This is a genomic window from Sulfuricurvum sp. (genome assembly GCF_041651515.1).
Classification (GTDB): Bacteria; Campylobacterota; Campylobacteria; order Campylobacterales; family Sulfurimonadaceae; genus Sulfuricurvum.
This window is the reverse complement of record NZ_JBAZJF010000001.1, coordinates 109,626-134,218: the sequence shown is the minus strand read 5'-3', so window position 1 is coordinate 134,218 and position 24,593 is coordinate 109,626. Positions and strand designations below refer to the sequence as shown.

Below are 24,593 nucleotides of genomic sequence, written 5' to 3'. Positions count from 1 at the left end.
TTTTAATGGGTTGACAAATGTATATAGGTGAAAAGCGTCAAATCCGGTTGATGACGCTAATGGGATGGGAAAGAGATCCGGAAGCTAATCGGAGCCTGTTTCACCGTTGAACTTGAGAACGTTCTCGGTCGAGACTGAGGAAATTGTACACCTGATTTAATGGAATTTCAAGGGGTTTTACTGTGGGAAGAGTAGAAATTTGAAAGAAAATGTAAATTTATTCAAAAGTGGTTTAGTTTGCCATAGCAAAAGAGATATTAAGTAGATGTAAGACTAGATATACAGAAGGAATCATATGTTTGAGATAATTATATTGAGACAAATCATTAAACTAAACAGTCTATTTAAAGGATCACGATGAGCTTTAAAATCATCGGAGCAGCGTTTGACCTACCCCTCTTGGGTAACGACAAGCTCGTATTTCTCGCGCTCTGCGAAAATGCAGACGATTCCACCCGCACTTGTTGTCCATCGTACTCAACTATTCAGAAGAAGGCTTCTTTGGCCAATTCTTCGTTAAAAACTGCGCTTCAAGTCCTTGAAGCGGTGGGTTTAATTTCTATTAAAATCCGCTCAACGAAAGGGGGTGGACGAACGTCCACCCTCTATAAAATTCATGAATTTGATGTTGAAAAATTCGACGTTAAAAATTATAAAAAAATAGCTAGAAAAATCCGTGCTATTCGAAATTTTCGAAAAAAGAAGGATATTCAATCTCCGACAATCGATACAGTCGAAAAATATCCCAATCTCCGAAAATCGGTGGAGTTGGAAGAGAGCCTTCAACCTCCGAAAATCGATACAATTTTGGATCATCAACCTCCGAAATCCGGAGAAGAACCCTTAGCTTCTTCTTTTCAACCCTTAGTTTTAAGAGAAGAAGAGGAGGAGGCGTGCGCGGGCGAGATGGTGCCCGCGACAACTATCCCTCTTCAGTTGCATGGACTCACCGAAAATGACATTCTAGATGCAGTGAAAGAATTGGTACGTCGGAAGCGTCCAAACGATCCGTCGCGGTATGAAGCGCGCTTGTTTGTCCAAATCGAAACCGGGGATCACCGGACCTGCGAAAACGTCCTAAAAATCATCGCCGAGCAGCAAGCTTCGACTCGAGAAAAACCTTGGGAACGTGAGAAACGTCTCAAGCGAGAGCATGGGGAAGCGATGCATTTGGTTTTGCAAAACTGCGGTTTTAACAATCCTGGAGAAGCATATGCGACTATGAAAAATAGAGATGGTATTGACGATGTATTTTGAAGAAAAATTGGACTTAGTCCTTCAAAGACTTGAAGAGACGCAGCAATTGCTCGAACTTTTCATCCCTGATCTTCGTAAAAAGCGACATGTGGCAACGTTTCTCGGAATTACAGAGCAGTCGCTAAACAATTGGCTCAAAGACTCTGATTCTCCGATAGAGCAGGGTGTTCATTATCGACTTGATGGCCGTGGTGAGATTGAATTTATACCCTCTCTAATTATTTCCTTGAAGCGCTCAGGCGGGTATAAAAATCGCCGTGAAAGCAAAAAAGAAATTATTACAGACGAATTCGTACCAGCCAATAACCCGCACACTCAAAAGATTTTGGAAAAAATAGGTAAAATTTCTGCGCGTGAAGAAACTCCGAAAGGAGATGTTCTTTGAAAAATAATTACAAATGTCAATTCGGAGATTTGGTTTTTACAATCCGCGATATAAAGGGAATTTGGAAACTTGATTTTATTTATAATGGGAAACGTCAACGCCCATCAATGGAGATGAAAGCTACATCGGAGAATCTGGAAATGGTCAAAAATGAGATTCTACCGGATCTCTACATGGAACTTACAGGGCGTAAGGTTGATCCGATTGCTCTTAAAATTCAGGCACCAAAGACACCGATTTTTGCTGATTTTGCGGAACGAAGTCTTGCTTTACAACAACATGATGTTGAAGGTCATGTTTTACAAGCAAAGCAGCAAATTTTAGAGCGCGATATTTTGCCATATTTCGGTTCTAGAATGATTAATTCAATACAACCCAGTGAAATCAAAGAGTGGCAAAACATACTCGCTCAACGGTTGTCAATTAGCTCTATAAAAAAATATCGCGGTGTCCTAAATCATATTTTGGATGATGCATGGCGAGATGGACTCATACCTGAGAATCCTGTCGCAAAGGTTAAACTTCCAAAAAATTCAAACGTCAAAGCTACTCGAACAGAGATGCTTCCATTTTCAGAAAATGAAATAGACCTAATTCTAAAAAATGCAAAAGGACAGTTTCGTTGGTTCTTGCAGTTTTCAATATTTACAGGCATTAGACCTGGTGAAGCAGTTGCACTTGATTGGTCGGATATCTGCTTTGATACTAAAAAAATCAAAGTTTCAAAAACCACAAAACGAAGTGGTAAAGGCGGTTATATTGTAGGGAAACCTAAAACGGAAGCATCTAATCGGTCTGTTGATATGTTGCCGCAGGTCGAAGAAGCGTTACGTGCTCAGTTTCTGGAAACTGGTTTAAAAAATGGAAAGGTTTTTTTGAATCGATGGGGAAAACCTTGGCATACACCGGATTTTTTAAATCTAAAATTCAAATTGCTTTTGAGAAACATAGGTCTTACTGAACGCAATATCTATAATACAAGACACACTTTTGCATCTCAGATGCTTGCGAAGAAAATTGATATAGGATGGATTTCAAAAATAATGGGACATTCCAATATTCAAATTACACTTCAAAAATATGCTAAGTATGTTCCGAAGGATGCAAATGAAAGAGAACTGTTTCTCAACCAGTTTGTCACACTTTTTGTCACACCAAAAGAAAATAATGGCTCAAATGCCGATACACAGGGGATAGCAGGATGAATATTCGAGTATATTATGAAGATACCGATGTCGGTGGTGTCGTCTATCACTCCAATTATCTCAATTTTTGTGAACGGGCACGCAGTCAGCTTTTTTTTGATGCAGGCCGATCTCCAATATTGTCAGATGGTCATTTTGTAGCAAAACATATTGAAGCTGATTATATAAAAAGTGCAAAGTTTGGAGATGTAGTAGAGGTAAAAACGGCTCTTTTACAAAGCAGAAACGCTTCCTTTACTTTATTACAAGAGATTTACAGAGATTTAGAGAGACTTTTTACGATGAAGATAGAACTTGTTTATATCAACTTTGAGGGGAATATAGCAAAAATTCCCGATTCAGACAGGGAGTTTCTCGCGACCACCTTACAATAGAGGTTTGAGTTTCGGTTCTTTATTCTTTATCTCTTTTATAATCGTTTGATTACCTTGCATCATAGCAATGTCAACAGGTGTCATTCCATCCTTACTCATTGCATTCGGAGATGCTCCGTGTTTTAGAAGGATAATCGCTATGCTATTGTGTCCCTTCCAAATTGCTAAATGAAGAGGGGTCGCACCGATAGAATCTTGTGCATTGACATCGGCTTTTTTGGAAATAAGATATTCGACAGCCTCACTATTGCCGACCCAGCTGGCATACATCAAAATAGTTTTATTGTTATCGTCTCGCATAGCATTGGCATCTTCCGGAGTTACGACAGAAGCTTTAAAACCGGCAGTATTATTTGTATCCAGCAGTTGCACCAATGTTAAAATATCGGCACCGAATAGACTGCTTCCCATACAAATGGAGAATATGAGCGCATACAAGAGTTTCATGATCGCTTTAGTTCCGCAATAAATTCTTCGATATCATCGAAAAGGGCTTGTAAATCCTCTTCATGCTCGACTTCATCAGCTAGTATTTGAGAAATCATATCATAGGTGATGATGTCTTTTTCACGTGTTATATCGAGGATATTTGAATAAACCCCGATCGCGCATTGTTCCCCTTTTATTGCATCTTTGAGAACATTTCGAACGTCAGGATTTTCAGGTGCATCGTAACCGCAGTTGGAATGTTTAATCCACTCATTAGGATGGAGAATCGGAGTGCCGCCAAGCTGGATAATACGACCACTGATCATAGTTGCATGACGAAGCTCATCGGCGGCATGTTGGGTGAGCTCTACAATTGCCGCATCTTTCATTAGCCCTTTAACTACTTTAGACTCAATGAAATACTGATAGTAAGCAAACCACTCGTCACAATAGGCTTTGTTGAGTAAATCAATGATTGTTTCTGCTTCGATTCCTCGTAACAGTGAAGTCCCGCGTTTGCCCATAATGATCTCCAAAAATTAAGATGGATAAACTCTATCACCCATCCTCTTAAAGGAAAATAATTATCCGCAATACTTTTCTAGAGCATTGAAATTTTTAAGGGTAATCGATTTACCCCCGATGGTTTCAATAATGTTTTCTTTTTTAAGTTTATGAAGCATCCGGGAGAGGGTTTCTGGGGTGATGCTGAGCATTTGAGCAATCTCAATTTGTTTGTGAGAGGTGAAAATATCGGGTTCATCTCGAACCAAGCGGGCAACTTTAGCCATTGCGCTGGGGGCACTGTGTCGTTTAAGGGAGAGTTCCAATGCACCAATTTTTTGAGTTAATGAGGCGATGAGAGAAATACTTAGCCCCATGTCCTCTCGGAGAAGTTCTAAAAATGCTTCACGATCGATTTTTAAGATATCGGAGGAGGAATCACACTCAGCAGATGCAGGAAACGGGATTTGCTTGAGCGTAGCTACTTCGGCGATCAGCGATGGGGCATGGAATTGATGAATCCGCATGGTCTCAGTGGGGGAGGCGGATTTAAAGATGGATACATCTCCACGAAGTAAAAGATGAAAATAACGGCTCTCATCTCCCTCATAAAAAATAATTTCGCCCGTCTCGTAGCTGCGCAGTATGCTGATCTCTTCAACTGCTTTGAGCTGATGCGGGGTTAAATGGCTAAAAAGTTGACAATTTTCAAGCATGGTTAGTGGGAGGTGATTGGCTCAAAACCAAACTCTTTTGCTTTTAGTAGCTCAACCGGATAAATAACCTGAGAATCGATGAGACGCATCGAATATTCTCGTTCTTCATTGCTGAGTTGTGATATTAAAAAGTCAGCCCCGACACTCGTGGCATAATTGATCCAGTCAAAATAGATATCATTATTCATAAGTGCATTCGATTCGGTAACGGCAGGAGGATGCTCGATAATGGAATTGGCAAGTATCATATTTTTGCGATCATGATACTGAGTAAGAGTGATTAATGCAGGGTCAACATTAATCTGTGTAGAGAGGATATTGCGTTCTTTAATCCCATTAAATGTCATTTGGGAGGTCAAAATAGCACTTTTAACGATGGGAAGATGGATAATAATACTTTTCTTATTGAAGGTAGAAGGTTTGGATAGATGAGAGATAATATTGTCCCCCTGTGCATCGATGGCATACGATGCGACACTTTTTTTGCTGCTATCGGTCTCCATAAAAAGCATTTCAGTATTTTTCTTAAGATGGAGCCCTACGGCAGAGTCATCGTAAAAGATCGCGATGGAATTACCCATGTAGGGAAGTAATGCTTGAATTTGTCTAATATAGTCGATAGATCCGAAGACAATAGTATCTGGAGCTTCGGGCATATCACGTTTATGGACCGTCGGGATGAAAACAGGGATTTCTTTTTCCAATGTAGCTATATGCTGCGCACCACTTAATGTTAATGGGGCTAATATTGCATTGAAGCCCTCTTGATGAATTTTAGAGAGGGTAATACGAAGTGATTCAATCGATTCATCAGAGATATCGAAACGCTTAAGGGTGGAGTTTTCTAGATGTTTTCCGAGTAATGTGGCTAATGCAACATTGTAGGTTGATTGGGAATATTTACCGATCACTTTGGGTGCACAAATGAAAGCAATCTTAATCTCTTTTGAGGAGATAGGTAAGTGAGATTGTGAGGATTCGACGGCATTGTTTTGAGCAGAAATAGCGGTTTTTTGGATAACTATCGTACGATCAGCAAATACATTAAAGACAAAAAAGATACTTAATAGAACTATTAAACGGTTAAAAAAAATCATCCCAGACGCCCCTTGATAGTCTGTAAATCACGCATAGCCTCTTTTTTTAATGACGGGTTGCGAAGTAAAAACATTGGATGATACATCGGAATGAGAAGTGCATCGCCATAAGGGATAAGTTCTCCTCGCAGTCGTTCAAAATCACTTCCATCATTGGTTAAGAGCTCATAGGCATCGCTACCCAAAGCGATAATGAGTTTAGGTTTGATAAGGGAGAGTTGTTTGGATAAAAAAGGTATGCAGCTATTGCATTCACTTATTGAAGGATTTTGAAAACCAAACGGCTTACATTTGACTGCATGGGTAAAAAATACCTCTTCAACCCTCATATTAAGTACTTTTTCGATCATATCTCGTAACATAGTTCCTGATCGACCGCTGTAATAACTGTTTCCTTCATCTTCTGCTGCAGAGACAAATGCATCGACAAATACGATTGATGCATTAGGATTTCCAAAACCGAACATACTCTGGGTTCTTGATTTACTTAAATCACACAGATAGCATTTCTCAATAGCACTGTTGAGTGAAGCGAGCGAATCGGGCAGAGCAGTAACACTATTTTGAACATTTGGAATCACAGAATCGACATAGTGATAACCGAGAGCTTTCAAACGGTAAAGATTTTCAAGCAAAGCGAGATTTTGATATGAGTTCATAAAAAGAGTATAAGAAAAAGGGCGTTAAAAAGAGATAAAAAGTTATTAATTAAGGAGGATTGTAGAAACAGGGCTATAATATCTATAATACGTCCGATTCAAAGTAGAGGTATCTTTATGCAAGGTAAAATATTAGATTATAACAATGAGATGAAAAGTGGATTTCTCAGAGATGATAATGGTCATAAATACCATTTCTTTATCGGCGATTGCACAAATCCTGAAAAGCTTCAAGCAGGTTCGTATATTAATTTTGAGCACGATGGTGAACGAGCGACAACCATCACTATTTTAGATCCGAAGGATGATATTGCTGCTGTTAATGCGAAATTTATCAAAACTGAAGCTGCAAAAAAATCGAAAAGAATTATTTCAACGATTATGATTATAGGTTTAGTATTGGGAGTGGGAGGATTTATCGTTACCATCATACTCTCCGAAATAGAAACTCGACAATCGGAAAAACTACAATTGAAATATGAATCGCAAATTTCAAACATACAAAAAGACTTAAATGCAGCCAATTGCTCTGATGCAGCGTTGGAATATGCCCTGGCGAGTGATACGAGAAAAGAGATTTATAAAAAAGGGGCATATTACAGTTTTGAGACACATGCGCAACACGGGCACGGTATAGATATAGCAGAGTGTTTTGTAAAAGAAAAGGATTTTACTAATGCGGTAAAGATATTGGATATTGAAGAAGTTAACGATCCTGACTATCTTAGAAGAGCAGCAATAATTTACAAAAAAGCAGGGGATAAAAACAAAGCAGAAGAATCGTTTAAAAAAGCAAAATCACTTGAACCATAAAATTCATAAATGATAATTATTTAATAAACTAACAAATAAATATATGATAGGATAATAGCAACATGTATTTATGCGAAGGAATTTGATGGATAAAGCACCCAGTTGCTTATCGCTTGAGACGTTAGAGGAAGAAGTTATTCTTACACCATTTGAATACAGTAAAATACTTGATATTCAACAAAATGTTTTAGAATTACTTGCTGTAGGCCATAATCAGCAAGAGGTTATGGAGCGTTTGTGTCAATTAGCTGAGAAAATGCTTTCGGGTTCTGTAGCTTCCATCATGCTTCTTGACCCGAAAACAGGTTTAATGAACGTGATCTCAGCCCCATCAATTCCTGAGGTTGGTCATAAAGCACTGGAAGGGCTAAAACCAGGACCCGGCGGTGGGTCATGCGGTAACGCTGTATTTCATAATGAACCGCAGTTTGTTGTAGATACTAAAACAGATAAACGATGGGCAGATATTCGACAGGTTGCGTATGACTTCAATCTTTGCTCATGCTGGTCAATGCCCATTCGTGATAGTCAAAAGCAGCCGGTCGGAAGTTTCGCCCTTTCATCTTTTGAACACCGCTCTCCTTCAAGTTTTCATAAAAGACTTCTTGAAACATGCGCTTTTATCGTTAATGTTGTATTAAAGCGCTCAGAGTATGAAATGCAAATTGATGCGAATAATCACGATCTTGAACTTCTCGGGACAGCTGTAAAATACGCTACGGATGGGATGATTATTACGGATAGAAACAATAATATCATCAAAGTAAATAATGCCTTTATCCAAACATTTGATTTTCAATTGGACGATGTTATGGGTAAAAATCCAAAAGTACTCGCGTCGGGACGTCATGACAAACATTTTTATGAGCAAATGTGGGAAAAATTATTAAGCGATAAACACTGGAGCGGTGAGATATGGAATCAACGTTCCAACGGTGAAGTATTTCCTGAGTGGATGAGCATCAGCGCCATACTCAATAGCCAAGGGGCAGTTGAAAACTATCTTGCGGTTTTTACGGATTTAAGCATTCTCCGAGACAGTCAAGAAAAAGCACTTAGACTTGCCTACTATGATCAATTAACCGGATTGCCTAATCGTCAAAAAATTGTCTCTGATATGGAACAAAAGAGTCCTACTGCCTGTATGATCTTTAATATCGATGACTTTAAAGAGGTTAATGATTTCTTTGGAATCGATACGGGAGATCAATTATTAAGCCTCATCGGGCAATGGTTTAATGAAATGAATTTGTTTCCCTATCGTATCGATGGAGATGAATTTGCCATATTGATGCATGAAGAAGTATCGTGGGATGAACTTGGCCATCAAATCAAAACATTACTCTCACGTTTTGAAGAGAAAATTTTCATGATCGAAGAAGAGAGTATTAGTATCCGAATGAGTGTTGGCGCTTCTATAGGAAAGGATAAATTGCTGACGCGGGCCGATATAGCACTCAATAGAGCTAAAGAGAATAAAGTGCCGATAGCACTGTATGCGGAAGATGAAAAGGTAGAAGAAACCTATCGAGCCAATATGGCTATGAACGCTACTATCCGTAGTGCCCTTGCTAATCAGCGCATAATATGTCACTATCAGCCAATTGTAAATTTGGTGACGGGGGCAACGGATAAATATGAAACCTTAGTACGAATGTTCAATGAAGAAGGGACAATAATTTCTCCTTTGGATTTTTTACCTATTGCTAAAAAAACCAAATTGTATCCTCAAATTACCCTTGCAGTTATACATCAAGCATGTGCTCTTTTCGCAACGCGAAGCGAGGAATTTTCAGTCAATTTATCGGTCAGTGACATACGTGATTCGCATACAATTAAAGAAATTGTTGAGACTATTATACAAACGGGTACCGCTTCTCGCATTGTTTTTGAAATCCTCGAATCTGAAGGTATCGAAAACTATACTGAAGTTGCAAAATTTATTACTCAGGTAAAAGCGCTAGGCTCAAAAATTGCCATTGATGATTTCGGAACCGGTTACTCCAACTTTGAAAATATTCTAAAGCTTAATGTTGATTACATCAAAATTGATGGTTCCCTTATTCGTGAAATCACCAAGAACTCTCGACACCATATTATTGTTGAAACGATTGTAAGTTTTGCACAGAAAGTCGGTGCTAAGACGATAGCTGAATTTGTAAGTGATGAAGATATATATAATGCAGTTAAACAGTTAGGAATTGATTATTCACAAGGATATTTTACAGGTAAACCGCAAGCTATGTAGCCGCTTGTGAAGTAAGAGACAAAACTTGACCTGCTGGAGGTCAAGTAAAGCAGTTATGAACAGTGTCCGCCACCGCAGCAAGTGCTAGCTTCTTCTACTGTTATTTCAACAGGGGTTGATTCCCATACCCCGTGCTTTGTGCAATAGCCATGAGCGACTAGTGTCAATTTTTTGCCCATTGGAACAATATTAAATGTAACTTCTGCATGATTTTTCTCATTTCCGAGTGTTCCCGGAACGAAATCAGCACGTGCCAATAATGTCTCTCCGTTATACAAAGCGATATTAGCGATGAAATGATCGAAGTCATCCGGATGAGAATATTCGTTCCCCATTTTGACGGTAACGGCAAACTTCTCCCCTTTTTTAGCAGTAGACTCACAGTGAATAAAGGGAGAATGACGGTCGATGTAGTCTTTTTTAGCTTCGCGATCTACGGTGCTGATATCGACGTAACGGTTGATTGTTGGCATAAGGATTCCTTGTTTAATTTTGAATTAATGCAGGCATTGTACACCTCAAAACTTTTAACTACACCTAAATAAGAGACTTTATATCTTATTTAATTTTTTCCAAAGCAACAGCGATTTTTAACCAATAGAGGGGTAAAATCGGGATTTTAAATATGATGATGGACTGACTATGCTAAAACCTCTTTTGATTGAAATCGGTGTCGAAGAACTTCCTGCTGTTCCCCTGCTCAAAGAACTCAGTGAAATAGAGAAAAAATGGGCGGCTGTTTTGGAAAAAAATGCGCTCATGTGTGAATTTGAATTTTATTACACGCCGCGCCGTCTTGTATTGTGGCATCGCGAATTTAAAATACGCCAAGATGACCGTATGGAAGAGTTTTTCGGTGCACCGGTAAAGATTGCGCTCAAAGACGGTGTCCCGACCCCTGCAGCACTCGGATTCGCTAAAAAATGCGGTGTTGAATTTGATCAAATTTCGCGTGCTGAAAAAGGGGGCAAAGAGGTTCTCTATTTTAGTCGAAGCGTAGAGGGACAATCCAGTACGGAAATACTCGGTGATATGATCAACCAATGGATCAAAAGTCTCAATTTCGGCAAATCAATGCGCTGGGGCTCATCGCATGAGAGTTTCATCCGTCCTATCCGATGGATTAATGTTATGATGGAGAACGACACAGTCGATGTCGAGCTTTTCGATGTTCGCTCATCCGCCCACACTTACGTTCACCGTATCAGCCATTTCGAAGCCAAACCGGTTAATTCTATCCACCATTATTTTGATCTTCTTAAAGAGGGTTCCGTCAGCCTCTATCCTGAAGTTCGCCGCAAAACGATTTTGGATGCATTCGCAGCGTTGGAAGAAAAACATGGCATTACCATCGAAATCGATGATGACCTTCTCGATGAAGTTGTTGCGATTACCGAGCATCCGACCCCTTTATTAGGTAACTTTGATGAGAGTTTTCTCGAATTGCCGCCGGAAGTTATTATTACCTCGATGAAGGAACATCAACGCTATTTTCCGGTCTTTAAAAACGGAAAACTCATAAACGCATTTGTCGTTGTATCCAATGCCTTAACCGATGATTTTTCCAAAGTGATCGAAGGGAATGAACGGGTATTACGTCCACGTTTAAGCGATGGACTTTTCTTCTATCGTAATGATCTCAAAAAAGGGCTCAGTACGGCAGGGCTTGAAAAAGTCGTATTTATGAACGGTTTGGGTACGTTGGCAGAGAAAATTTCACGTGAAAAGATTGTTGCATCGACACTTTCCAATTTAATATATGATAATATTAACCCGGCTACTCTGGAGCGGGCTATGGAGTTGGCTAAAGCCGATTTAATGTCCGAGATGGTTTATGAATTCACGGAGCTACAAGGGTTGATGGGGTATTACTATGCTCTTGCCTTAGGAGAATCTGCTGAAGTTGCCATAGCGATCAAAGAGCAATATCTACCGACGGGTGAGGATAGTGCCCTGCCGAGTACTATCCTCAGTGCAATCGTCGCGATGGCGATGAAACTTGATACCCTAATCGGTATGTTCAGTATCGGTGAGATACCGACCGGTTCACGCGATCCGTTTGCTCTTCGTCGTGCCGTAAACGGGATTATCAAAATTGCAGTAGCGCATCAAATCCCGCTAAACTTTTCAATATTGATCGATCAGCTCTCTTCCCTTTATCCGCAGGGTAAAGAGTATAAAAAGAATATTGAAACGTTTATCATTGAGCGTCTGGCCGGAGCCTACGTCGGTATTAATCCATCTATCATCCAATCGGTTGTTGCTAAAGACGCTACGGTTGAACTCGATGTTCTCGAAATCGACCGCAAAATTCGCGCCGTGAATACTATCGCATCATCCGATGCATTTCTTGAAGCGTTCTCCACCTTTAAACGGGTCAGCAATATCCTCAAAGATGAAGCAATGGACAAAGGTTTCAATGTCAATGAGTCGTTGTTTGAAAACGATGCAGAACGCCATCTATATAGTGCCGCAGCCTCTGCGATCTCTGCGAGTTATGGAACACTAGAAGAGCGTTTGGATGCACTTTTTGCTCTTAAAGCACCCCTCGATGCATTTTTCGACAATGTTATGGTTAATGCCGAGGATTTATCTGTCCGTGCTAACCGCAAAGCATTGGTCGGAATGATTTACGCTGAGATTTATTCGATTGCCGACATCAAAAATATCACCTTATGATGTCATAATCATTGGTGCAGGGATAAACGGCTGCTGTAGCGCCTACTATCTCTATAAAGCCGGTTTACGTGTTGCTCTGATTGATCAGAACGGTATTGCATCGGGTGGAAGTGGTGCAGCGGGGGCTTTCATATCCCCGAAAATCTCCAAAGCAGGTGAGCTGAAAGATATTATGTCCGAAGCACACGCCGAAGCACTCGAATTTTATACAACCCGTTTCCCCCAGTTTACCCTTACTAAAGAGCTACTTCATATCGCTAACAGTCCACAGGAAGCCGATAAACTCGAATGTTTTAAACAAGAAACGCAGCTGGAATACTCTACGATAGATAACGTACTAAAATCTCTTCTTACGGAAGAAGCGGCTAATGAGAGTCATATTTACTTTAGTGAGGGTGCCGTTGTAGATGCTCAAGGGGTATGTGAAGCATTGGTTGAAGGGATCGATTTTTTTACGATTAAAGCTGATGCACTCATGTATGAGGATGAATTATGGAAAATAGACCACCTAAGTGCAAAGCACGTTGTTTTATCGATTGGAGCCTACCCGAAACTTTTACCCATCGACTATGTCGGTTTACGAGGGATTTGGGGACATCGTATCGATATTAAAACTTCGACCGATATTCCCTGTATTTTACACCACCATGTTTCTATCTCACCAACGACAAAAGAGGGGATAGTCGCTATCGGAGCAACCCATGATGTCCATTATTCCCCATTTTCAGATCAAGTATATGATATCGAGTCGGGTAGGGCTGTTCTCCTTGAAAAGGCTTCAAAAACATTAAAATTAAATAATATTGAAATCGTCAGAGATTATACCGGTCTTCGTTCCGGTTCTAATGACTATTTACCGATGTTAGGAAATTTAGTAGATGCTCATGCAACACTCTCCCTGTACCCTCATCTACGGCATGGTAAAGCGGTGAATATGCGCGAGTATGTCTACTATCCCAGTCTGACTATGATAAACGGTTCGGGTGGTTATGGATTTGTTTTGGCACCGTATTTGGCAAGGCTATTATCGGAATATTTGAGTGAGGGCAAAGCGATTAATCCTATCCTTTCCCCTTCGCGGTTTTTTCCACGATGGGCAAAGCGTCAGTCGTAAACGACTACACCGTAGTTATCATCTATCCGATAAAACCGTGAATCAGTAGTAATAATCAGCTCATCAAGTCGTGCAAGATGCACATAGCTGTTTTTACCTATTTTGATTCCGTTTTCAAGGAAAAACCGTTTTAGATTGACGAATTTTATATCGTTAACAAACTTATACTCAAATTGATTGTAGAGACGCATCTTTTTATAGCCGAAAATATGGCTGTCTATTCCGAGCTGCGTTGCGGCATATTGGGTTGGAAGGTAGCCCGAAAGATCCGTTAGATCCTCTTCAATATGGGAATATTTGTAGGGGAGAGTCTGTTTCTCAAGAAATACGTATCGACCCAGTTTAACATGACGGGTATCGTTCCAGTATTGATACGCAGGAGACGAGATGTCAAGTTTGGTATACACCTCTTTCCAGAGCCAATGGCGATCAAGAAGTGAGTACAAAGCAGACATCCTCTAAGCCCTTATTCCGTTCCACTGTCGTTGGTGTTAAATGCAAGACGTTTGGCATACAAAAAACGTTGTTGATAATACCCTTTGTCAATAGAATCGTATTGTACTTTTCGAGCATTAAATGACGCATGGATAATTTGACCGCCTCCGGCATAGATAGCTACGTGCGAGGGTTCAGATTTATACGTTCTATAAAAAAGCAGGTCACCGACTTGCAAATCATTGGGATTGACGGTTTCGCCCAGTTGCGCCTGCTCTGCCGCACTGTGGGGCAAGTTGATACCGAATTGACGATAGACTTGCTGAGTAAATCCTGAACAGTCAGTATGACTATTGTCTTTATCTCCGAATCCATAGGGCGTTCCTAAGAAAACTTTTGCTTTGGCAAGAAGTTTTTCTTTTGCTGTTAGAAGATTTTTAATGAGTGATTTAGGTTCATTTTCTGTATCAGCAGATTTTATTTCAGGGCAAGTGATATTGGAATTTTTCGGTGTTGGTTTGTTGACGACTAAAAAGGGGAGACTGTCAGCACCAATATCTTCTTTATCACTGAGAATGGGTTTGGAAGGGATCGGTTCTGTGGCTGCAACGGTTTTAGTATTTTGGGGAGTAGGTGTGAGGGGAGCTGTGACTTTGATAGGTGCTAAAAGTTTGTGGAAAGGAGTTTCGTCTTTTTGAGCTTCATTTGAGCGTTTTATCTCTCGTTCATATTCTAGAAATAATGATGGCTCACGCCTTGGAGAATCTGCATGTGCAGTAATTGTGAGTAAAAGTAATGGTATTGGCATCCACTTTTTAAGCATTCAGCCTCCTCGTTTTTCTCTCGTAAACTCATTATAGATTAAAAAACTTTATATTTTATTATAATTCTTAAATTTAACGAAATGATATGGTACACTTCTTTCAAAAACAGATGGATAATAGGCGGTAAATTAGGATGCGAGAAGCAGTAGTATTGTTAAATATGGGGGGACCTAATAATCTCCAAGAAGTAGAAATGTTTTTAACGAATATGTTTAACGATCCCTATATTATAAGAACCAAAAGTGCATTTTTACGGAAATTGATTGCCTCAATTATAACATGGTCTCGCGTTAAAAAGTCACAAGAAATTTATCGACAGATTGGTGGAAAATCTCCATTGGTCGAATTAACCCGTTCTCTCGTATCAAAGGTTCAAAATGAGATTGGAAACGATGTGATTGTTGATTTTATTATGCGCTATACTCCGCCAATGGCCCATGATGTATGCACCAGACTAAAAGAACAAGGGGTAGAAAAAGTTTATCTTATTCCATTATATCCGCAATATTCCAGTACAACCACACAATCATCATTAGATGATTTTGAAGCAGCAGCACATGCTATCCATTGGGATGTTGTGAGTGTAGAGATAAAACATTTTTTCGAGAATAGTACCTATAATGAATGTTTATTAGAGCGCATTAAAGAAGCTTTGGGACAAGATAGTGCGGATGAGTTTGATCTTGTTTTTTCAGCACATGGACTTCCTCAAAATATTGTTGATAGTGGTGACCCGTATGCGCGCCATGTTACACATCATGTTGCACTCATGAAAATGTTGCTTCAGAAACAAGATATCCATTTTCATGATATTTATTTGGCGTATCAATCTAAAGTGGGGCCTATGCGATGGTTGGAACCTTCCTTGGAATCTGCTCTTGGTTCTTTGAAAAGTAAAAAAATGATTATTCTCCCTATCGCTTTTACCGTTGATAATTCCGAAACCGATTTTGAACTCTCTATCGAGTATGCTGAAGTGGCACATACTATCGGAATTGAAACCTATCGTGTTTGCCGATGTCCGAATGACCACCCTTTATTTGTTAAAACCATTGCTGAGCTATACTCAAAGATGAAATGATGTACTACATTGGCATAATTCAGGTACGAATTATGCTTAAAAGATGTTTACGATTACTGAAGGATAAATGATGTTTGCACCGGATGTTTTACTTTCAATAGGGGTTATGTCTCTCCTGTTTTTACGTCATATCGCCGTTTATAAAGACACCAATAAAATCAACTATACCCCTGTCGTCATTATCGTTGGATTTATTGGCGGAATACTTCATTTTGTATTATTTGCCGAAGATACAACCGTTATGTTGGTAATCAAAGAATCTCTGATTACCTTAAGCGTAGGAGGTGTGTTATCCGTAATAATGAGTGTAATGAGTCAAACCCAAAGTGCTTCTTCATATCAGGCCGATCGGTCTCGTGTACAAGTACTCATTGAGGGGATAGAATCACAAGGCAATGCTCTGGCATCGTATAACGAACGGCTCTCTACCGTTACACAGATGGAAAATTCAACACACGATCAACTGCGAAGTTTATTTAAAGAAGAGCTGGAGGCTTTGCATGGAATTCAAAATAACCAGAAACTTTTTGTCTCCAAAATTGAAGCATTATTAGTGCAACAACAGCTTTCCATGGAAAAATTTGAAGAGTTTACTCTAACCGAACTTCCGGGGCTCGATAATATCGTTCATCGTCATATAGATTTACTGCGAGTTGCCGAACAAGATCATTTTAATCAGCTCAAAGTGGCTACAAAATCAGCCTGTGATGAGAATAAAGAGGTACGCTCGCAGCTGAAAAATATCGATGAAAATCTTCGACTTCTTCAACAAAATCAGGCACCGGATCGGATTGTAGCGATTTTACAAAAAGAGCTGACTTCTGTTATCCACGATTTCGCCCGTCACATTCAAACGTTAGGGGCTAAGAGCGAGGGGATAATGACGACTTTGCTCGAAAACGATGCATTGTTGAGAGGGTCTCGTGAACAAAGTGAATTGATCATGCAGCAAATGGTTCTTTCCTCGAAGCAAATGCGCGAGATGACCCTTCACTCCAAAGAGTTATATGACTCTTTTAAACCGCTCGGATCACTTTTTTCATCGGCTGAAGGGCTTTATAGAGAGTTCTTAAGTGCCCGTGGTAAATTAGGTGAGTTGGTGGTGACGTTAGAGTCTTACGAAAAACAAGAGCATAGGGCTATGCGTGAAAATTTGGAGCGGATTGCAAGCGATGTGAGTGAAAAACTTTATCTTTTACGACAGTCGCTTCCGAAAGTGGAGAGCGTTGAGAAATTTGACACTAAAAATATACAAGAACTCTCCGGCAAGGTAAAGCTTCATCGCAGCTACACGGAAGAGTTGAGCGAATAGGGTACAATATCGAAAAAATAAAGGTGTACCATGGTGGAATTTTACGAGATGAGCGATGATGAGAATGTACCTTTTCGTTGTGAGGTAGAACTCTCGTTAATGGATGACGCTCCGCTCGAAGAGAAGCCATGGTTATTGTGGTTTTTTGTAAAGAGCGACGAACCGCAAGGGGAACATTTTTCCGCCTTTAGAGACGATTTAGAGAAAACACTGCATTCTGAATTGGACACGGTATTTGCCGGAGTCATTATCAAAGACGGATGGGTAGAGTTTTATTTTTACGCACGCGATTCAAAACGTTTTGAAAATATTACCACGGAAGTAATGGCGCGTCATGGTGGTTTTACCTACGACAGAGGTGCATCCAGAGACACAAAATATGAGATGTATTTAGAACGCCTCTATCCGGATGGGTATGCGTCTCTTCGTATACAAAACCGTCACACGATCGAATCGCTTGTTGAAGCGGGAGATGATCTAAAGCTAGAGCGGGAAGTGGAACATTATTTCTTTTTTCAGACCAAAAGTGCTATGGAACGTTCGGTTGCCTTTTTATCTGCCCACGGATTTGTACTTAAAGAGTCTGTAAAAGATGATGAGAGTGATTACGCATACGGTGCCGTTCTCACCAAAACAGAAGCAATTACACCTGAAGTAGTGGAAGAAACTACGGCATTGCTGTATGATACTTCCTTGCAAGAGCACGGTCATTATGAAGGGTGGAGTACGGTACTGGCGTAATGGCAAGTATCTGGAAAACACGAGGGGTTATCCCCTATACCCTTGCATTATTTCTCAACGCTTTTACCGATTTGGGTCACAAAATTATTATTCAAAATACGGTGTTTAAAATCTACGATGACCAAACTCAGATTATCTATACCGCTATTCTCAATGCCCTTATTCTTCTCCCTTTTATTGCACTTTTTACTCCCTCAGGATATGTGTCGCATCGATTTTCAAAAGTTAAGGTAATGCGTTACGGTGCATTTTCGGCGATACTTATCACGTTACTTATTACCCTGTGTTACTATCAGGGATGGTTTTGGATATCGTTTGGTTTAACCCTTTTACTGGCGGTACAAGCCGCCATCTATTCGCCTGCTAAATATGGATATATAAAAGAATTGGCCGGTGAAAAAGGGTTAAGTGCATTGAATGCGATTGTCCAATCGGTTACAACTGTTGCTATTTTATCGGGGATTATCCTTTATACTATTTTCTTTGAAAATTTTCTTCATACTCCTTATAACAATGAAGCGGATATCTTGCATCAGATTGCTCCTTTGGGATGGCTATTGGTGTTGGGGAGTGTCATTGAATTTTTGTTGACCATACGCTTAATAGATACGGGGACTTCTACGTGTGCAAAATTTGAGATACATAACTATGTAAGCGGTCGGTACTTCGGTAAAAATTGGCGTTTGATACGACGTAAGAGGGAGATTTTCGAAGCTATTCTCTTTTTATCCCTCTTTTGGTCCATATCTCAAGTCATATTGGCTGTCTTTGGTGCCTATGCTAAAAGTACTCTTGGAATACATAATACTATTATCGTTCAGGGACTTATGGCATTAGCGGCGATTGGAATTATCCTCGGTTCAATGATAGCGACAAGGTTGTCACGTTATTATTTGCATAAAGGGCTGATCGTCAGCGGTGCTTTACTCCTTACGTTGACACTTTTGATATTACCGAATACGTATTCTTTGAGGATAATCGGAGTAACATTTTTTTGTTTCGGTATCGGCGGAGCGATGATGATTGTTGCTCTGAATGCTCTTATTCAAGCGAATACATCAAGGGTACATCTGCCATTTGTATTGGCAGGAAATAATTGGATTCAAAATGTTTTTATGACTTTGGCATTAGGTATGACAACTCTTTTTGCCTTTTTTGGTCTGAATGTTATTATTATTATATTTTATGCCATGGTAGGGGTGTCAATTTTATTAAGTATCGGTGCCTTGATACGCTACAAAGATTATTTTATCTGGTTGATTTTGGAACGAATTCTTGCCTTTCGGTACAATATTATCCCGATGCAGACGCACAATATCCCAAGAACGGGAGCCGTGTTAATGTTGGGAAATCATGTCAGCTGGATTGATTGGATATTGGTACAAGTCGGTGTAGAGAGACGGATACGATATCTGATGGAACGCTCAATTTATGAAAAGCCGCTTATCCGTCCGCTTATGGAGATTGGTGAGGTTATTCCCATTTCAGCCTCCGGGGCGAAGGAAGCCTTTAAACATGCACGATCGCGTCTTGTAAATCATGAGATAATCGGTATTTTTCCCGAAGGGGGGATTAGTTATGACGGGAATATCGGAAAAATTTATCCGGGCTATCGTGCTATTGCCAAAGATCAAGAGGGGGTAATAATCCCTTTCTACATCGATGGTATTTACGGTAGCATTTTCTCCCGTTCAACCCAGCGTAATGCACCGCGAAAATCGTGGTTTAGACGTAATGTTCGGGTCATTTACGGAGAGCCGATCTCGATGCAAAGTGATCCTGAAACGGTGTATAATGCGATTCAATTTTTGAAGGAACATCATGGCACTCAATAAACCTCGCTACACCCTTTTTAAAAATACCCGCTACGCGCTGAATGGATTGATAGAAGTTACCCAAAATGAACCATCATTTCGGCTTCAAATACTTCTATTCACCGTCGGCATGATCAGTGCATGGTGTTTACCGCTCTCTTTTGAATATCATGCGATTTTGGCTGTATCTCTCTTCATTCCTGTTATTGCAGAAATTATTAACAGCGCGATTGAGAGGACAGTTGATTTGGTGACATTTGAACATCATGAACTTGCTAAAAGAGCTAAAGATGCGGGGGCAGCACTTGTTTTTTTATCCTTAGCAATGTTGGCATCTATCTGGGGATTGACACTCTATCGCGCGTTTTGTCTGTAACGTTTTCGTAAGAGAATTTAGCCTATAATTTCTATTATATTTTTATCAGGGGTTTTGCCATGGCAACTGCACTCATTATCGGCGCCGGCGGAGTAGGGCGCGTCGTAACACATAAATGTGTTATGAACAATACTGTATTTGATCGTATTATTTTGGCGAGCCGTACATTAAAACGCTGTGAAGAGATTCAAAGCGAACTTCCAACAGGTGCAATCGAAATTGCAACCGTAGATGCAGATAACACGCAGGAGGTCATTGACCTCATCAATCGCGTTAAGGCAGACATCCTTATCAATGTTGCACTTCCGTATCAAGACCTTACCATTATGGATGCGTGTATCGCCACGAAAACCCCGTATCTCGATACTGCAAACTATGAACATCCGGATGCTGCGATGTTTGAATATAAAGAGCAATGGGCAAGAGATCAGGCATTTAAAGATGCAGGTATCATGGGATTACTCGGCAGCGGATTCGACCCGGGTGCGACGAATGTATTTTGCGCCTATGCCCAAAAACATTATTTTGATGAAATCCATACGATTGATATCCTTGACTGTAATGCGGGTGATCATGGATACGCTTTTGCTACCAATTTCAACCCTGAAATCAACTTACGTGAAGTAAGTGCAAAAGGGCGCTACTGGGAAGAGGGCAAATGGATCGAAACCGATCCTATGGAGATTATGCAGGTTTGGGATTATCCTGAAGTGGGACCAAAAGACAGCTATCTCCTCTATCACGAAGAGATGGAATCCCTCGTTAAACACATCAAAGGGCTTAAACGTATCCGTTTCTTTATGACGTTTGGTCAAAGCTATCTTACCCACATGAAATGTTTAGAAAACGTCGGGATGTTGGGAATTAAAGAGGTAGAGCACAAAGGGATGAAGATCGTTCCGATGGAATTTCTAAAAACATTGCTTCCTGATCCTGCGTCACTCGGTCCTCGAACCAAAGGGAAAACCAATATCGGTATCGTTGCCGAGGGTATCAAAGACGGCAAAAAACGTAAAATCTATATCTATCAGGTTAAAGACCACGAAGAGTGCTACGCCGAAGTTAAATCGCAAGGCGTTTCCTACACTACGGGTGTCCCTGCCGTTATCGGTGCAAAACTGATGGTCGAGGGTAAATGGAGCGGGAAAGGGGTATTCAATATGGAACAGCTCGATCCTGATTTCTTTATGGATGAGATGAACACCCAAGGACTTCCTTGGAATGTTATCGAGATGGACGTTTAAACTTCTTCTTTATCTCGTTCACCTTGAACTTGTCAAAGGGTCATATTGTCGTCATACCCATAGGCACGATGATCTTTAGATTCCGTGCTATGACACGGAATCTAGCTTTCCCTCTTCTCTTACACTTTCTTATAATTTTTGTATAATAGTGCTTTAGTCTCTATAGGATAGAAGATTGATTTTAGTATAGACTTTAATGATGTAGAATTTATTTTAAGTAATGTTGGTTTTAATGATTGTGATATTCCTTTTAAGATTATAGCTCTTATAGTAATATTTAATTATCTCTAAACATCCTAAGGAGAAATTGAAATGGATACCGTAACTCTTACCAATAACCGTACTGGAAAAAATTATACATTTTCAATTTTACATCCTACTATCGGCCCTGATGTGATTGATGTACGTAATCTTTATAAAGATACAGGGATGTTTACGTATGATCCGGGATTTACCTCTACAGCGAGTTGCAGTTCATCTATTACCTATATTGATGGGGAACAAGGGGAATTACTGTATCGTGGATACGATATCAGCGATTTGGCGACAAAAAAGAGCTATTTGGATGTTGCTTATTTACTTTTAATGGGGCATTTGCCCAATGAGAACGAGAGGGCATCGTTTGATATGGAGCTGCGTAAACGCTCTTTTATTCATGAAGGTTTAAAACGATTGTTTGATGCTTTTCCTGACAAAGCACATCCCATGGCTATGATGTCATCGGCGGTCTCTGCTCTTTCAACCTTTTATTTTGAACATCTTAATGTTAAGACGGATGAAGATGCACAGGTGATGGCGCGGAGAATTATTGCTAAAATACCCACTCTTGCCGCATTTACCCACCGAAGGATGTTTGGAATTCCTTATATTTATCCTGACATTGAGCGTCCGTTTACCGAAAATTTCCTCTATATGATGCGCGCCTATCCTGGGGAAAATCTTGAAATCCGTGATGTGGAGGTCAAAGCACTCGATACCATTTTTACTCTTCATGCCGACCATGAGCAAAATGCTTCCACTTCGACAGTGCGTGCTGTAGCCTCGACGGGAGCGCATCCGTATGCCGCATTATCGGCTGGAATCAATGCACTCTGGGGCAGGGCGCACGGAGGAGCAAATGAATCGGTGATCGCTCAGCTTGAATACATCGCTAACATTGATAATGTGGATGAATTTATCGCACGTGCCAAAGATCCCAATGATGAATTCAAGTTGATGGGATTTGGGCATCGGGTTTATAAAAATTTTGATCCTCGTGCCAAAATACTTAAAAATCTCCTTGATCAGCTCAAAGATGAACTGGGGGTCAATAATGATCTGCTCAACATTGCCGAGAAAATCGAACAGATTGCCCTCAATGATGAATATTTTATTCAGCGGCGTCTTTACCCTAATATCGATTTTTATTCAGGATTGATACTGACTGCGCTCAAAATTCCAAAACCAATGTTTACCATCATATTTGTTATTGGTCGTTCTGTCGGGTGGATCACACAGTGGATGGAACTAAGAAACGATCCGGAAATGAAAATCGCACGTCCGAGACAGCGTTATATTGGTGCAGAAAAAAAGCGTCTGTAAAATATTTTGATATAATAAAAAATATTTACTTTTTTTGGAGCAACTATGGAGTGCGAATTCCCGACCGTTAATTCTAATAATGATGAGATAAAAACAATTTTAAACGACGTAAAAACTATTGCGGTTTTAGGGCTTTCTCCGGATAAGACAAAAGACAGTTACAGGGTTGCCGAATACCTAAAAAATGCCGGATATACTGTTATTCCTGTTTATCCGAAGGAAGAGACTATTTTAGGGGAAAAAGTGTACCGTTCCCTCGGAGAAATTCCATTTTCAGTCGATATGGTAAATATCTTCCGTAAACCGGATGCTCTCGATACGATTGCCGATGAGTGTATAGCGCGTGGAGATGTTAAAGTTTTTTGGGCACAAAAAGGGATCGTTAATAATGAAGCAGCCGAAAAGGCAAAATCAGCAGGTATGCGAGTGGTACAAAATCACTGTAGTATGGTCGAACATCGACTAATACACACGGCTAAAGGGAATTTTTGATCGATTTAGAAACGATATATAAAGCACATGAACGGATTAAGGGTGTTGTTGTTGAGACACCGTTTGCCTATGCGCCAAGATTAAGCGAGCAATGCGGTATAGAGGTTTATCTCAAAAATGAGAATCTTCAAGTCACTGGCGCCTTTAAAATACGTGGTGCGTATAATAAAATTGCTTCTCTGAGTGACAAAGAACGCTCTTGCGGTGTTATAGCAGCAAGTGCGGGGAATCATGCTCAAGGTGTCGCAATGGCGGCACAGATGTTTAACTCAAAAGCCCTTATCGTCATGCCCGATTCGACACCGTTGACTAAAATTAATGGTGTTCGCTATTACGGTGCAGAAGTTATTTTGGCCGGCAATAATTATGATGAAGCGTATGCATATGCTTCATCATACGGCACAGCGCATGGAATGGTATTTGTCCATCCGTTTGCCGATGAAGCGGTTATGGCGGGGCAGGGAACCATTGCAATTGAGATGATTGATCAGATCAAAGATTTAGATGCGATTATTATTCCGGTAGGTGGTGGAGGTTTGATTTCCGGCATGGCATCGGCGATTAAGGCCCTCGCACCGCATATTCGCGTAGTCGGAGTAAGTGCGGCAGGTGCTCCGGCAATGCGCGAATCCTTTGAAGCAAAAAGGGTGATTGACAGCACAACCGTTCGTACCATTGCGGATGGTATCGCCGTACGCGATACGTCAAGTGTAACTTTGTCTCATATCCTAGAATCCGTCGATCAGATTGTAAGTGTTGATGATGAAGAGATTGCCAATGCGATTTTATTTTTATTAGAGCGTCAAAAAGTGGTAGTAGAGGGGGCAGGGGCTGTCGGGGTTGCTGCACTGCTGCACGATAAACTGAGTGAGTTTCGAGGTAAAAAAGTGGGTGTAGTGCTGAGCGGCGGAAATATGGATGTTACCCTTCTCTCTATCATTATCGAAAAAGGGCTTATTAAGTCGGGACGAAAAATGAAACTGACGGTGACCCTAGTGGATAAACCGGGTGCATTGATGAAATTAACTGAAATGCTTCAAAGTTTGAACGCCAATATCGTCCATATTGATTATGATCGCACTTCAACAACATTGGCTTACGGTGATGCAAACGTTATGATTCATCTGGAGACCAAAGGTGCGGAACATCAATCGCAAATTCGGGCACACTTAAAAGAACATCGTTATCTGAGCAGTGAAGAGCATTAGGAGTA

At 40.4% G+C, this 24,593-nt stretch carries 25 protein-coding genes; 17 read left to right on the top strand and 8 right to left on the bottom strand.

Going from position 1 to position 24,593, the window contains the following annotated elements; genetic code table 11:
- The first annotated feature begins 357 nt into the window (after nucleotides 1–357).
- The 4 genes from WC407_RS00705 to WC407_RS00690 are packed head-to-tail and all read left to right on the top strand — an operon-like array spanning nucleotide 358 to nucleotide 3,221.
- Complete coding sequence (locus tag WC407_RS00705) at nucleotides 358–1,257, top strand: helix-turn-helix domain-containing protein (RefSeq protein ID WP_373020045.1); 900 nt, start codon at nucleotides 358–360, stop codon at nucleotides 1,255–1,257.
- Nucleotides 1,247–1,642 (top strand): hypothetical protein, encoded by a 396-nt coding sequence (locus tag WC407_RS00700; RefSeq protein ID WP_373020043.1) that lies wholly within the window; start codon nucleotides 1,247–1,249, stop codon nucleotides 1,640–1,642. Before WC407_RS00705 ends, WC407_RS00700 begins: the two co-directional genes overlap by 11 nt.
- Entirely contained in the window at nucleotides 1,639–2,847 is a 1,209-nt protein-coding gene (locus WC407_RS00695; protein WP_373020041.1) for a tyrosine-type recombinase/integrase, read from the top strand. The genes WC407_RS00700 and WC407_RS00695 overlap by 4 nt, the downstream gene beginning before the upstream one ends.
- Entirely contained in the window at nucleotides 2,844–3,221 is a 378-nt protein-coding gene (locus WC407_RS00690) for a YbgC/FadM family acyl-CoA thioesterase (RefSeq protein WP_373020036.1), read from the top strand. The genes WC407_RS00695 and WC407_RS00690 overlap by 4 nt, the downstream gene beginning before the upstream one ends.
- Here WC407_RS00690 and WC407_RS00685 read toward each other — a convergent pair.
- The 5 genes from WC407_RS00685 to WC407_RS00665 are packed head-to-tail and all read right to left on the bottom strand — an operon-like array spanning nucleotide 3,213 to nucleotide 6,626.
- On the bottom strand, nucleotides 3,213–3,668 hold the full coding sequence (locus WC407_RS00685) for an ankyrin repeat domain-containing protein (protein WP_373020034.1): 456 nt from the start codon (nucleotides 3,666–3,668) through the stop codon (nucleotides 3,213–3,215). The two genes, WC407_RS00690 and WC407_RS00685, sit on opposite strands and share 9 nt — an antisense overlap.
- On the bottom strand, nucleotides 3,665–4,174 hold the full coding sequence (locus tag WC407_RS00680) for a ferritin-like domain-containing protein (protein ID WP_373020032.1): 510 nt from the start codon (nucleotides 4,172–4,174) through the stop codon (nucleotides 3,665–3,667). Before WC407_RS00680 ends, WC407_RS00685 begins: the two co-directional genes overlap by 4 nt.
- A 60-nt stretch (nucleotides 4,175–4,234) precedes the next feature.
- Nucleotides 4,235–4,870 (bottom strand): Crp/Fnr family transcriptional regulator, encoded by a 636-nt coding sequence (locus WC407_RS00675; RefSeq protein WP_373020030.1) that lies wholly within the window; start codon nucleotides 4,868–4,870, stop codon nucleotides 4,235–4,237.
- 2 nt (nucleotides 4,871–4,872) lie between these two features.
- Nucleotides 4,873–5,967: a hypothetical protein gene (locus WC407_RS00670; protein WP_373020028.1), complete on the bottom strand. Its 1,095-nt coding sequence runs from the start codon at nucleotides 5,965–5,967 to the stop codon at nucleotides 4,873–4,875.
- Nucleotides 5,964–6,626, bottom strand: coding sequence for a uracil-DNA glycosylase family protein (locus WC407_RS00665; protein WP_373020023.1), 663 nt, complete (start codon nucleotides 6,624–6,626; stop codon nucleotides 5,964–5,966). The genes WC407_RS00670 and WC407_RS00665 overlap by 4 nt, the downstream gene beginning before the upstream one ends.
- A 117-nt stretch (nucleotides 6,627–6,743) precedes the next feature.
- Between WC407_RS00665 and WC407_RS00660 the strand changes: the two genes are divergently transcribed.
- Together WC407_RS00660 and WC407_RS00655 are read left to right on the top strand one after the other, a co-directional pair.
- Nucleotides 6,744–7,439 (top strand): tetratricopeptide repeat protein, encoded by a 696-nt coding sequence (locus tag WC407_RS00660; protein ID WP_373020021.1) that lies wholly within the window; start codon nucleotides 6,744–6,746, stop codon nucleotides 7,437–7,439.
- 85 nt (nucleotides 7,440–7,524) lie between these two features.
- Nucleotides 7,525–9,687, top strand: a complete 2,163-nt coding sequence (locus tag WC407_RS00655) for an EAL domain-containing protein (RefSeq protein WP_373020019.1) — start codon at nucleotides 7,525–7,527, stop codon at nucleotides 9,685–9,687.
- 53 nt (nucleotides 9,688–9,740) lie between these two features.
- On the opposite strand, the gene WC407_RS00650 is transcribed toward WC407_RS00655, so the two are convergent.
- Nucleotides 9,741–10,160 carry a class II SORL domain-containing protein gene (locus tag WC407_RS00650; protein ID WP_373020014.1) on the bottom strand — a complete coding sequence of 140 codons (420 nt, stop codon included), beginning with the start codon at nucleotides 10,158–10,160 and terminating at the stop codon, nucleotides 9,741–9,743.
- A 169-nt stretch (nucleotides 10,161–10,329) separates the two neighbouring features.
- Between WC407_RS00650 and glyS the strand changes: the two genes are divergently transcribed.
- Both glyS and WC407_RS00640 read left to right on the top strand, forming a co-directional pair.
- Nucleotides 10,330–12,366, top strand: coding sequence for a glycine--tRNA ligase subunit beta (glyS, locus tag WC407_RS00645; RefSeq protein WP_373020012.1), 2,037 nt, complete (start codon nucleotides 10,330–10,332; stop codon nucleotides 12,364–12,366).
- Nucleotides 12,338–13,480 carry an NAD(P)/FAD-dependent oxidoreductase gene (locus WC407_RS00640; protein WP_373020010.1) on the top strand — a complete coding sequence of 381 codons (1,143 nt, stop codon included), beginning with the start codon at nucleotides 12,338–12,340 and terminating at the stop codon, nucleotides 13,478–13,480. Before glyS ends, WC407_RS00640 begins: the two co-directional genes overlap by 29 nt.
- Here WC407_RS00640 and WC407_RS00635 read toward each other — a convergent pair.
- Entirely contained in the window at nucleotides 13,471–13,935 is a 465-nt protein-coding gene (locus WC407_RS00635; protein ID WP_373020008.1) for a hypothetical protein, read from the bottom strand. The two genes, WC407_RS00640 and WC407_RS00635, sit on opposite strands and share 10 nt — an antisense overlap.
- A gap of 11 nt (nucleotides 13,936–13,946) precedes the next feature.
- Entirely contained in the window at nucleotides 13,947–14,738 is a 792-nt protein-coding gene (locus WC407_RS00630; protein ID WP_373020005.1) for a C40 family peptidase, read from the bottom strand.
- 134 nt (nucleotides 14,739–14,872) lie between these two features.
- Between WC407_RS00630 and hemH the strand changes: the two genes are divergently transcribed.
- The 9 genes from hemH (at nucleotide 14,873) to ilvA (ending at nucleotide 24,588) form a co-directional block, all read left to right on the top strand.
- A complete protein-coding gene (gene hemH, locus WC407_RS00625) occupies nucleotides 14,873–15,820 on the top strand; it encodes a ferrochelatase (RefSeq protein ID WP_373020003.1) in 948 nt (315 codons plus the stop codon).
- A 70-nt stretch (nucleotides 15,821–15,890) separates the two neighbouring features.
- Nucleotides 15,891–17,132, top strand: coding sequence for a hypothetical protein (locus WC407_RS00620; RefSeq protein WP_373020001.1), 1,242 nt, complete (start codon nucleotides 15,891–15,893; stop codon nucleotides 17,130–17,132).
- A 30-nt stretch (nucleotides 17,133–17,162) separates the two neighbouring features.
- Nucleotides 17,163–17,873, top strand: a complete 711-nt coding sequence (locus tag WC407_RS00615) for a DUF695 domain-containing protein (RefSeq protein ID WP_373019999.1) — start codon at nucleotides 17,163–17,165, stop codon at nucleotides 17,871–17,873.
- Nucleotides 17,873–19,708 carry an MFS transporter gene (locus WC407_RS00610; RefSeq protein ID WP_373019997.1) on the top strand — a complete coding sequence of 612 codons (1,836 nt, stop codon included), beginning with the start codon at nucleotides 17,873–17,875 and terminating at the stop codon, nucleotides 19,706–19,708. Before WC407_RS00615 ends, WC407_RS00610 begins: the two co-directional genes overlap by 1 nt.
- A complete protein-coding gene (locus WC407_RS00605) occupies nucleotides 19,695–20,063 on the top strand; it encodes a diacylglycerol kinase (protein ID WP_373019992.1) in 369 nt (122 codons plus the stop codon). Before WC407_RS00610 ends, WC407_RS00605 begins: the two co-directional genes overlap by 14 nt.
- A gap of 59 nt (nucleotides 20,064–20,122) precedes the next feature.
- Nucleotides 20,123–21,307, top strand: a complete 1,185-nt coding sequence (locus tag WC407_RS00600) for a saccharopine dehydrogenase family protein (RefSeq protein WP_373019990.1) — start codon at nucleotides 20,123–20,125, stop codon at nucleotides 21,305–21,307.
- A gap of 312 nt (nucleotides 21,308–21,619) precedes the next feature.
- Nucleotides 21,620–22,888: a citrate synthase gene (locus WC407_RS00595; protein ID WP_373019988.1), complete on the top strand. Its 1,269-nt coding sequence runs from the start codon at nucleotides 21,620–21,622 to the stop codon at nucleotides 22,886–22,888.
- 45 nt (nucleotides 22,889–22,933) lie between these two features.
- Nucleotides 22,934–23,380 carry a CoA-binding protein gene (locus WC407_RS00590; protein WP_373019986.1) on the top strand — a complete coding sequence of 149 codons (447 nt, stop codon included), beginning with the start codon at nucleotides 22,934–22,936 and terminating at the stop codon, nucleotides 23,378–23,380.
- Nucleotides 23,377–24,588: a threonine ammonia-lyase gene (ilvA, locus tag WC407_RS00585; RefSeq protein WP_373019984.1), complete on the top strand. Its 1,212-nt coding sequence runs from the start codon at nucleotides 23,377–23,379 to the stop codon at nucleotides 24,586–24,588. The genes WC407_RS00590 and ilvA overlap by 4 nt, the downstream gene beginning before the upstream one ends.
- The last annotated feature ends 5 nt before the right edge of the window (nucleotides 24,589–24,593 follow it).

What these genes read in the sequence shown, in the direction of transcription:
- WC407_RS00690 (WP_373020036.1), top strand. Translation starts at nt 2,844, where the DNA reads ATGAATATTCGAGTATATTATGAAGATACCGATGTCGGTGGTGTCGTC.
- WC407_RS00600 (WP_373019990.1), top strand. Translation starts at nt 20,123, where the DNA reads ATGGCAACTGCACTCATTATCGGCGCCGGCGGAGTAGGGCGCGTCGTA.
- WC407_RS00635 (WP_373020008.1), bottom strand. Translation starts at nt 13,935, where the DNA reads ATGTCTGCTTTGTACTCACTTCTTGATCGCCATTGGCTCTGGAAAGAG.
- WC407_RS00595 (WP_373019988.1), top strand. Translation starts at nt 21,620, where the DNA reads ATGGATACCGTAACTCTTACCAATAACCGTACTGGAAAAAATTATACA.
- WC407_RS00685 (WP_373020034.1), bottom strand. Translation starts at nt 3,668, where the DNA reads ATGAAACTCTTGTATGCGCTCATATTCTCCATTTGTATGGGAAGCAGT.
- WC407_RS00615 (WP_373019999.1), top strand. Translation starts at nt 17,163, where the DNA reads ATGGTGGAATTTTACGAGATGAGCGATGATGAGAATGTACCTTTTCGT.
- WC407_RS00655 (WP_373020019.1), top strand. Translation starts at nt 7,525, where the DNA reads ATGGATAAAGCACCCAGTTGCTTATCGCTTGAGACGTTAGAGGAAGAA.
- WC407_RS00630 (WP_373020005.1), bottom strand. Translation starts at nt 14,738, where the DNA reads ATGCTTAAAAAGTGGATGCCAATACCATTACTTTTACTCACAATTACT.
- WC407_RS00680 (WP_373020032.1), bottom strand. Translation starts at nt 4,174, where the DNA reads ATGGGCAAACGCGGGACTTCACTGTTACGAGGAATCGAAGCAGAAACA.
- hemH (WP_373020003.1), top strand. Translation starts at nt 14,873, where the DNA reads ATGCGAGAAGCAGTAGTATTGTTAAATATGGGGGGACCTAATAATCTC.
- WC407_RS00700 (WP_373020043.1), top strand. Translation starts at nt 1,247, where the DNA reads ATGTATTTTGAAGAAAAATTGGACTTAGTCCTTCAAAGACTTGAAGAG.
- WC407_RS00650 (WP_373020014.1), bottom strand. Translation starts at nt 10,160, where the DNA reads ATGCCAACAATCAACCGTTACGTCGATATCAGCACCGTAGATCGCGAA.
- WC407_RS00660 (WP_373020021.1), top strand. Translation starts at nt 6,744, where the DNA reads ATGCAAGGTAAAATATTAGATTATAACAATGAGATGAAAAGTGGATTT.
- WC407_RS00590 (WP_373019986.1), top strand. Translation starts at nt 22,934, where the DNA reads ATGGAGTGCGAATTCCCGACCGTTAATTCTAATAATGATGAGATAAAA.
- WC407_RS00705 (WP_373020045.1), top strand. Translation starts at nt 358, where the DNA reads ATGAGCTTTAAAATCATCGGAGCAGCGTTTGACCTACCCCTCTTGGGT.
- WC407_RS00620 (WP_373020001.1), top strand. Translation starts at nt 15,891, where the DNA reads ATGTTTGCACCGGATGTTTTACTTTCAATAGGGGTTATGTCTCTCCTG.
- WC407_RS00665 (WP_373020023.1), bottom strand. Translation starts at nt 6,626, where the DNA reads ATGAACTCATATCAAAATCTCGCTTTGCTTGAAAATCTTTACCGTTTG.
- WC407_RS00670 (WP_373020028.1), bottom strand. Translation starts at nt 5,967, where the DNA reads ATGATTTTTTTTAACCGTTTAATAGTTCTATTAAGTATCTTTTTTGTC.
- WC407_RS00610 (WP_373019997.1), top strand. Translation starts at nt 17,873, where the DNA reads ATGGCAAGTATCTGGAAAACACGAGGGGTTATCCCCTATACCCTTGCA.
- WC407_RS00605 (WP_373019992.1), top strand. Translation starts at nt 19,695, where the DNA reads ATGGCACTCAATAAACCTCGCTACACCCTTTTTAAAAATACCCGCTAC.
- WC407_RS00675 (WP_373020030.1), bottom strand. Translation starts at nt 4,870, where the DNA reads ATGCTTGAAAATTGTCAACTTTTTAGCCATTTAACCCCGCATCAGCTC.
- glyS (WP_373020012.1), top strand. Translation starts at nt 10,330, where the DNA reads ATGCTAAAACCTCTTTTGATTGAAATCGGTGTCGAAGAACTTCCTGCT.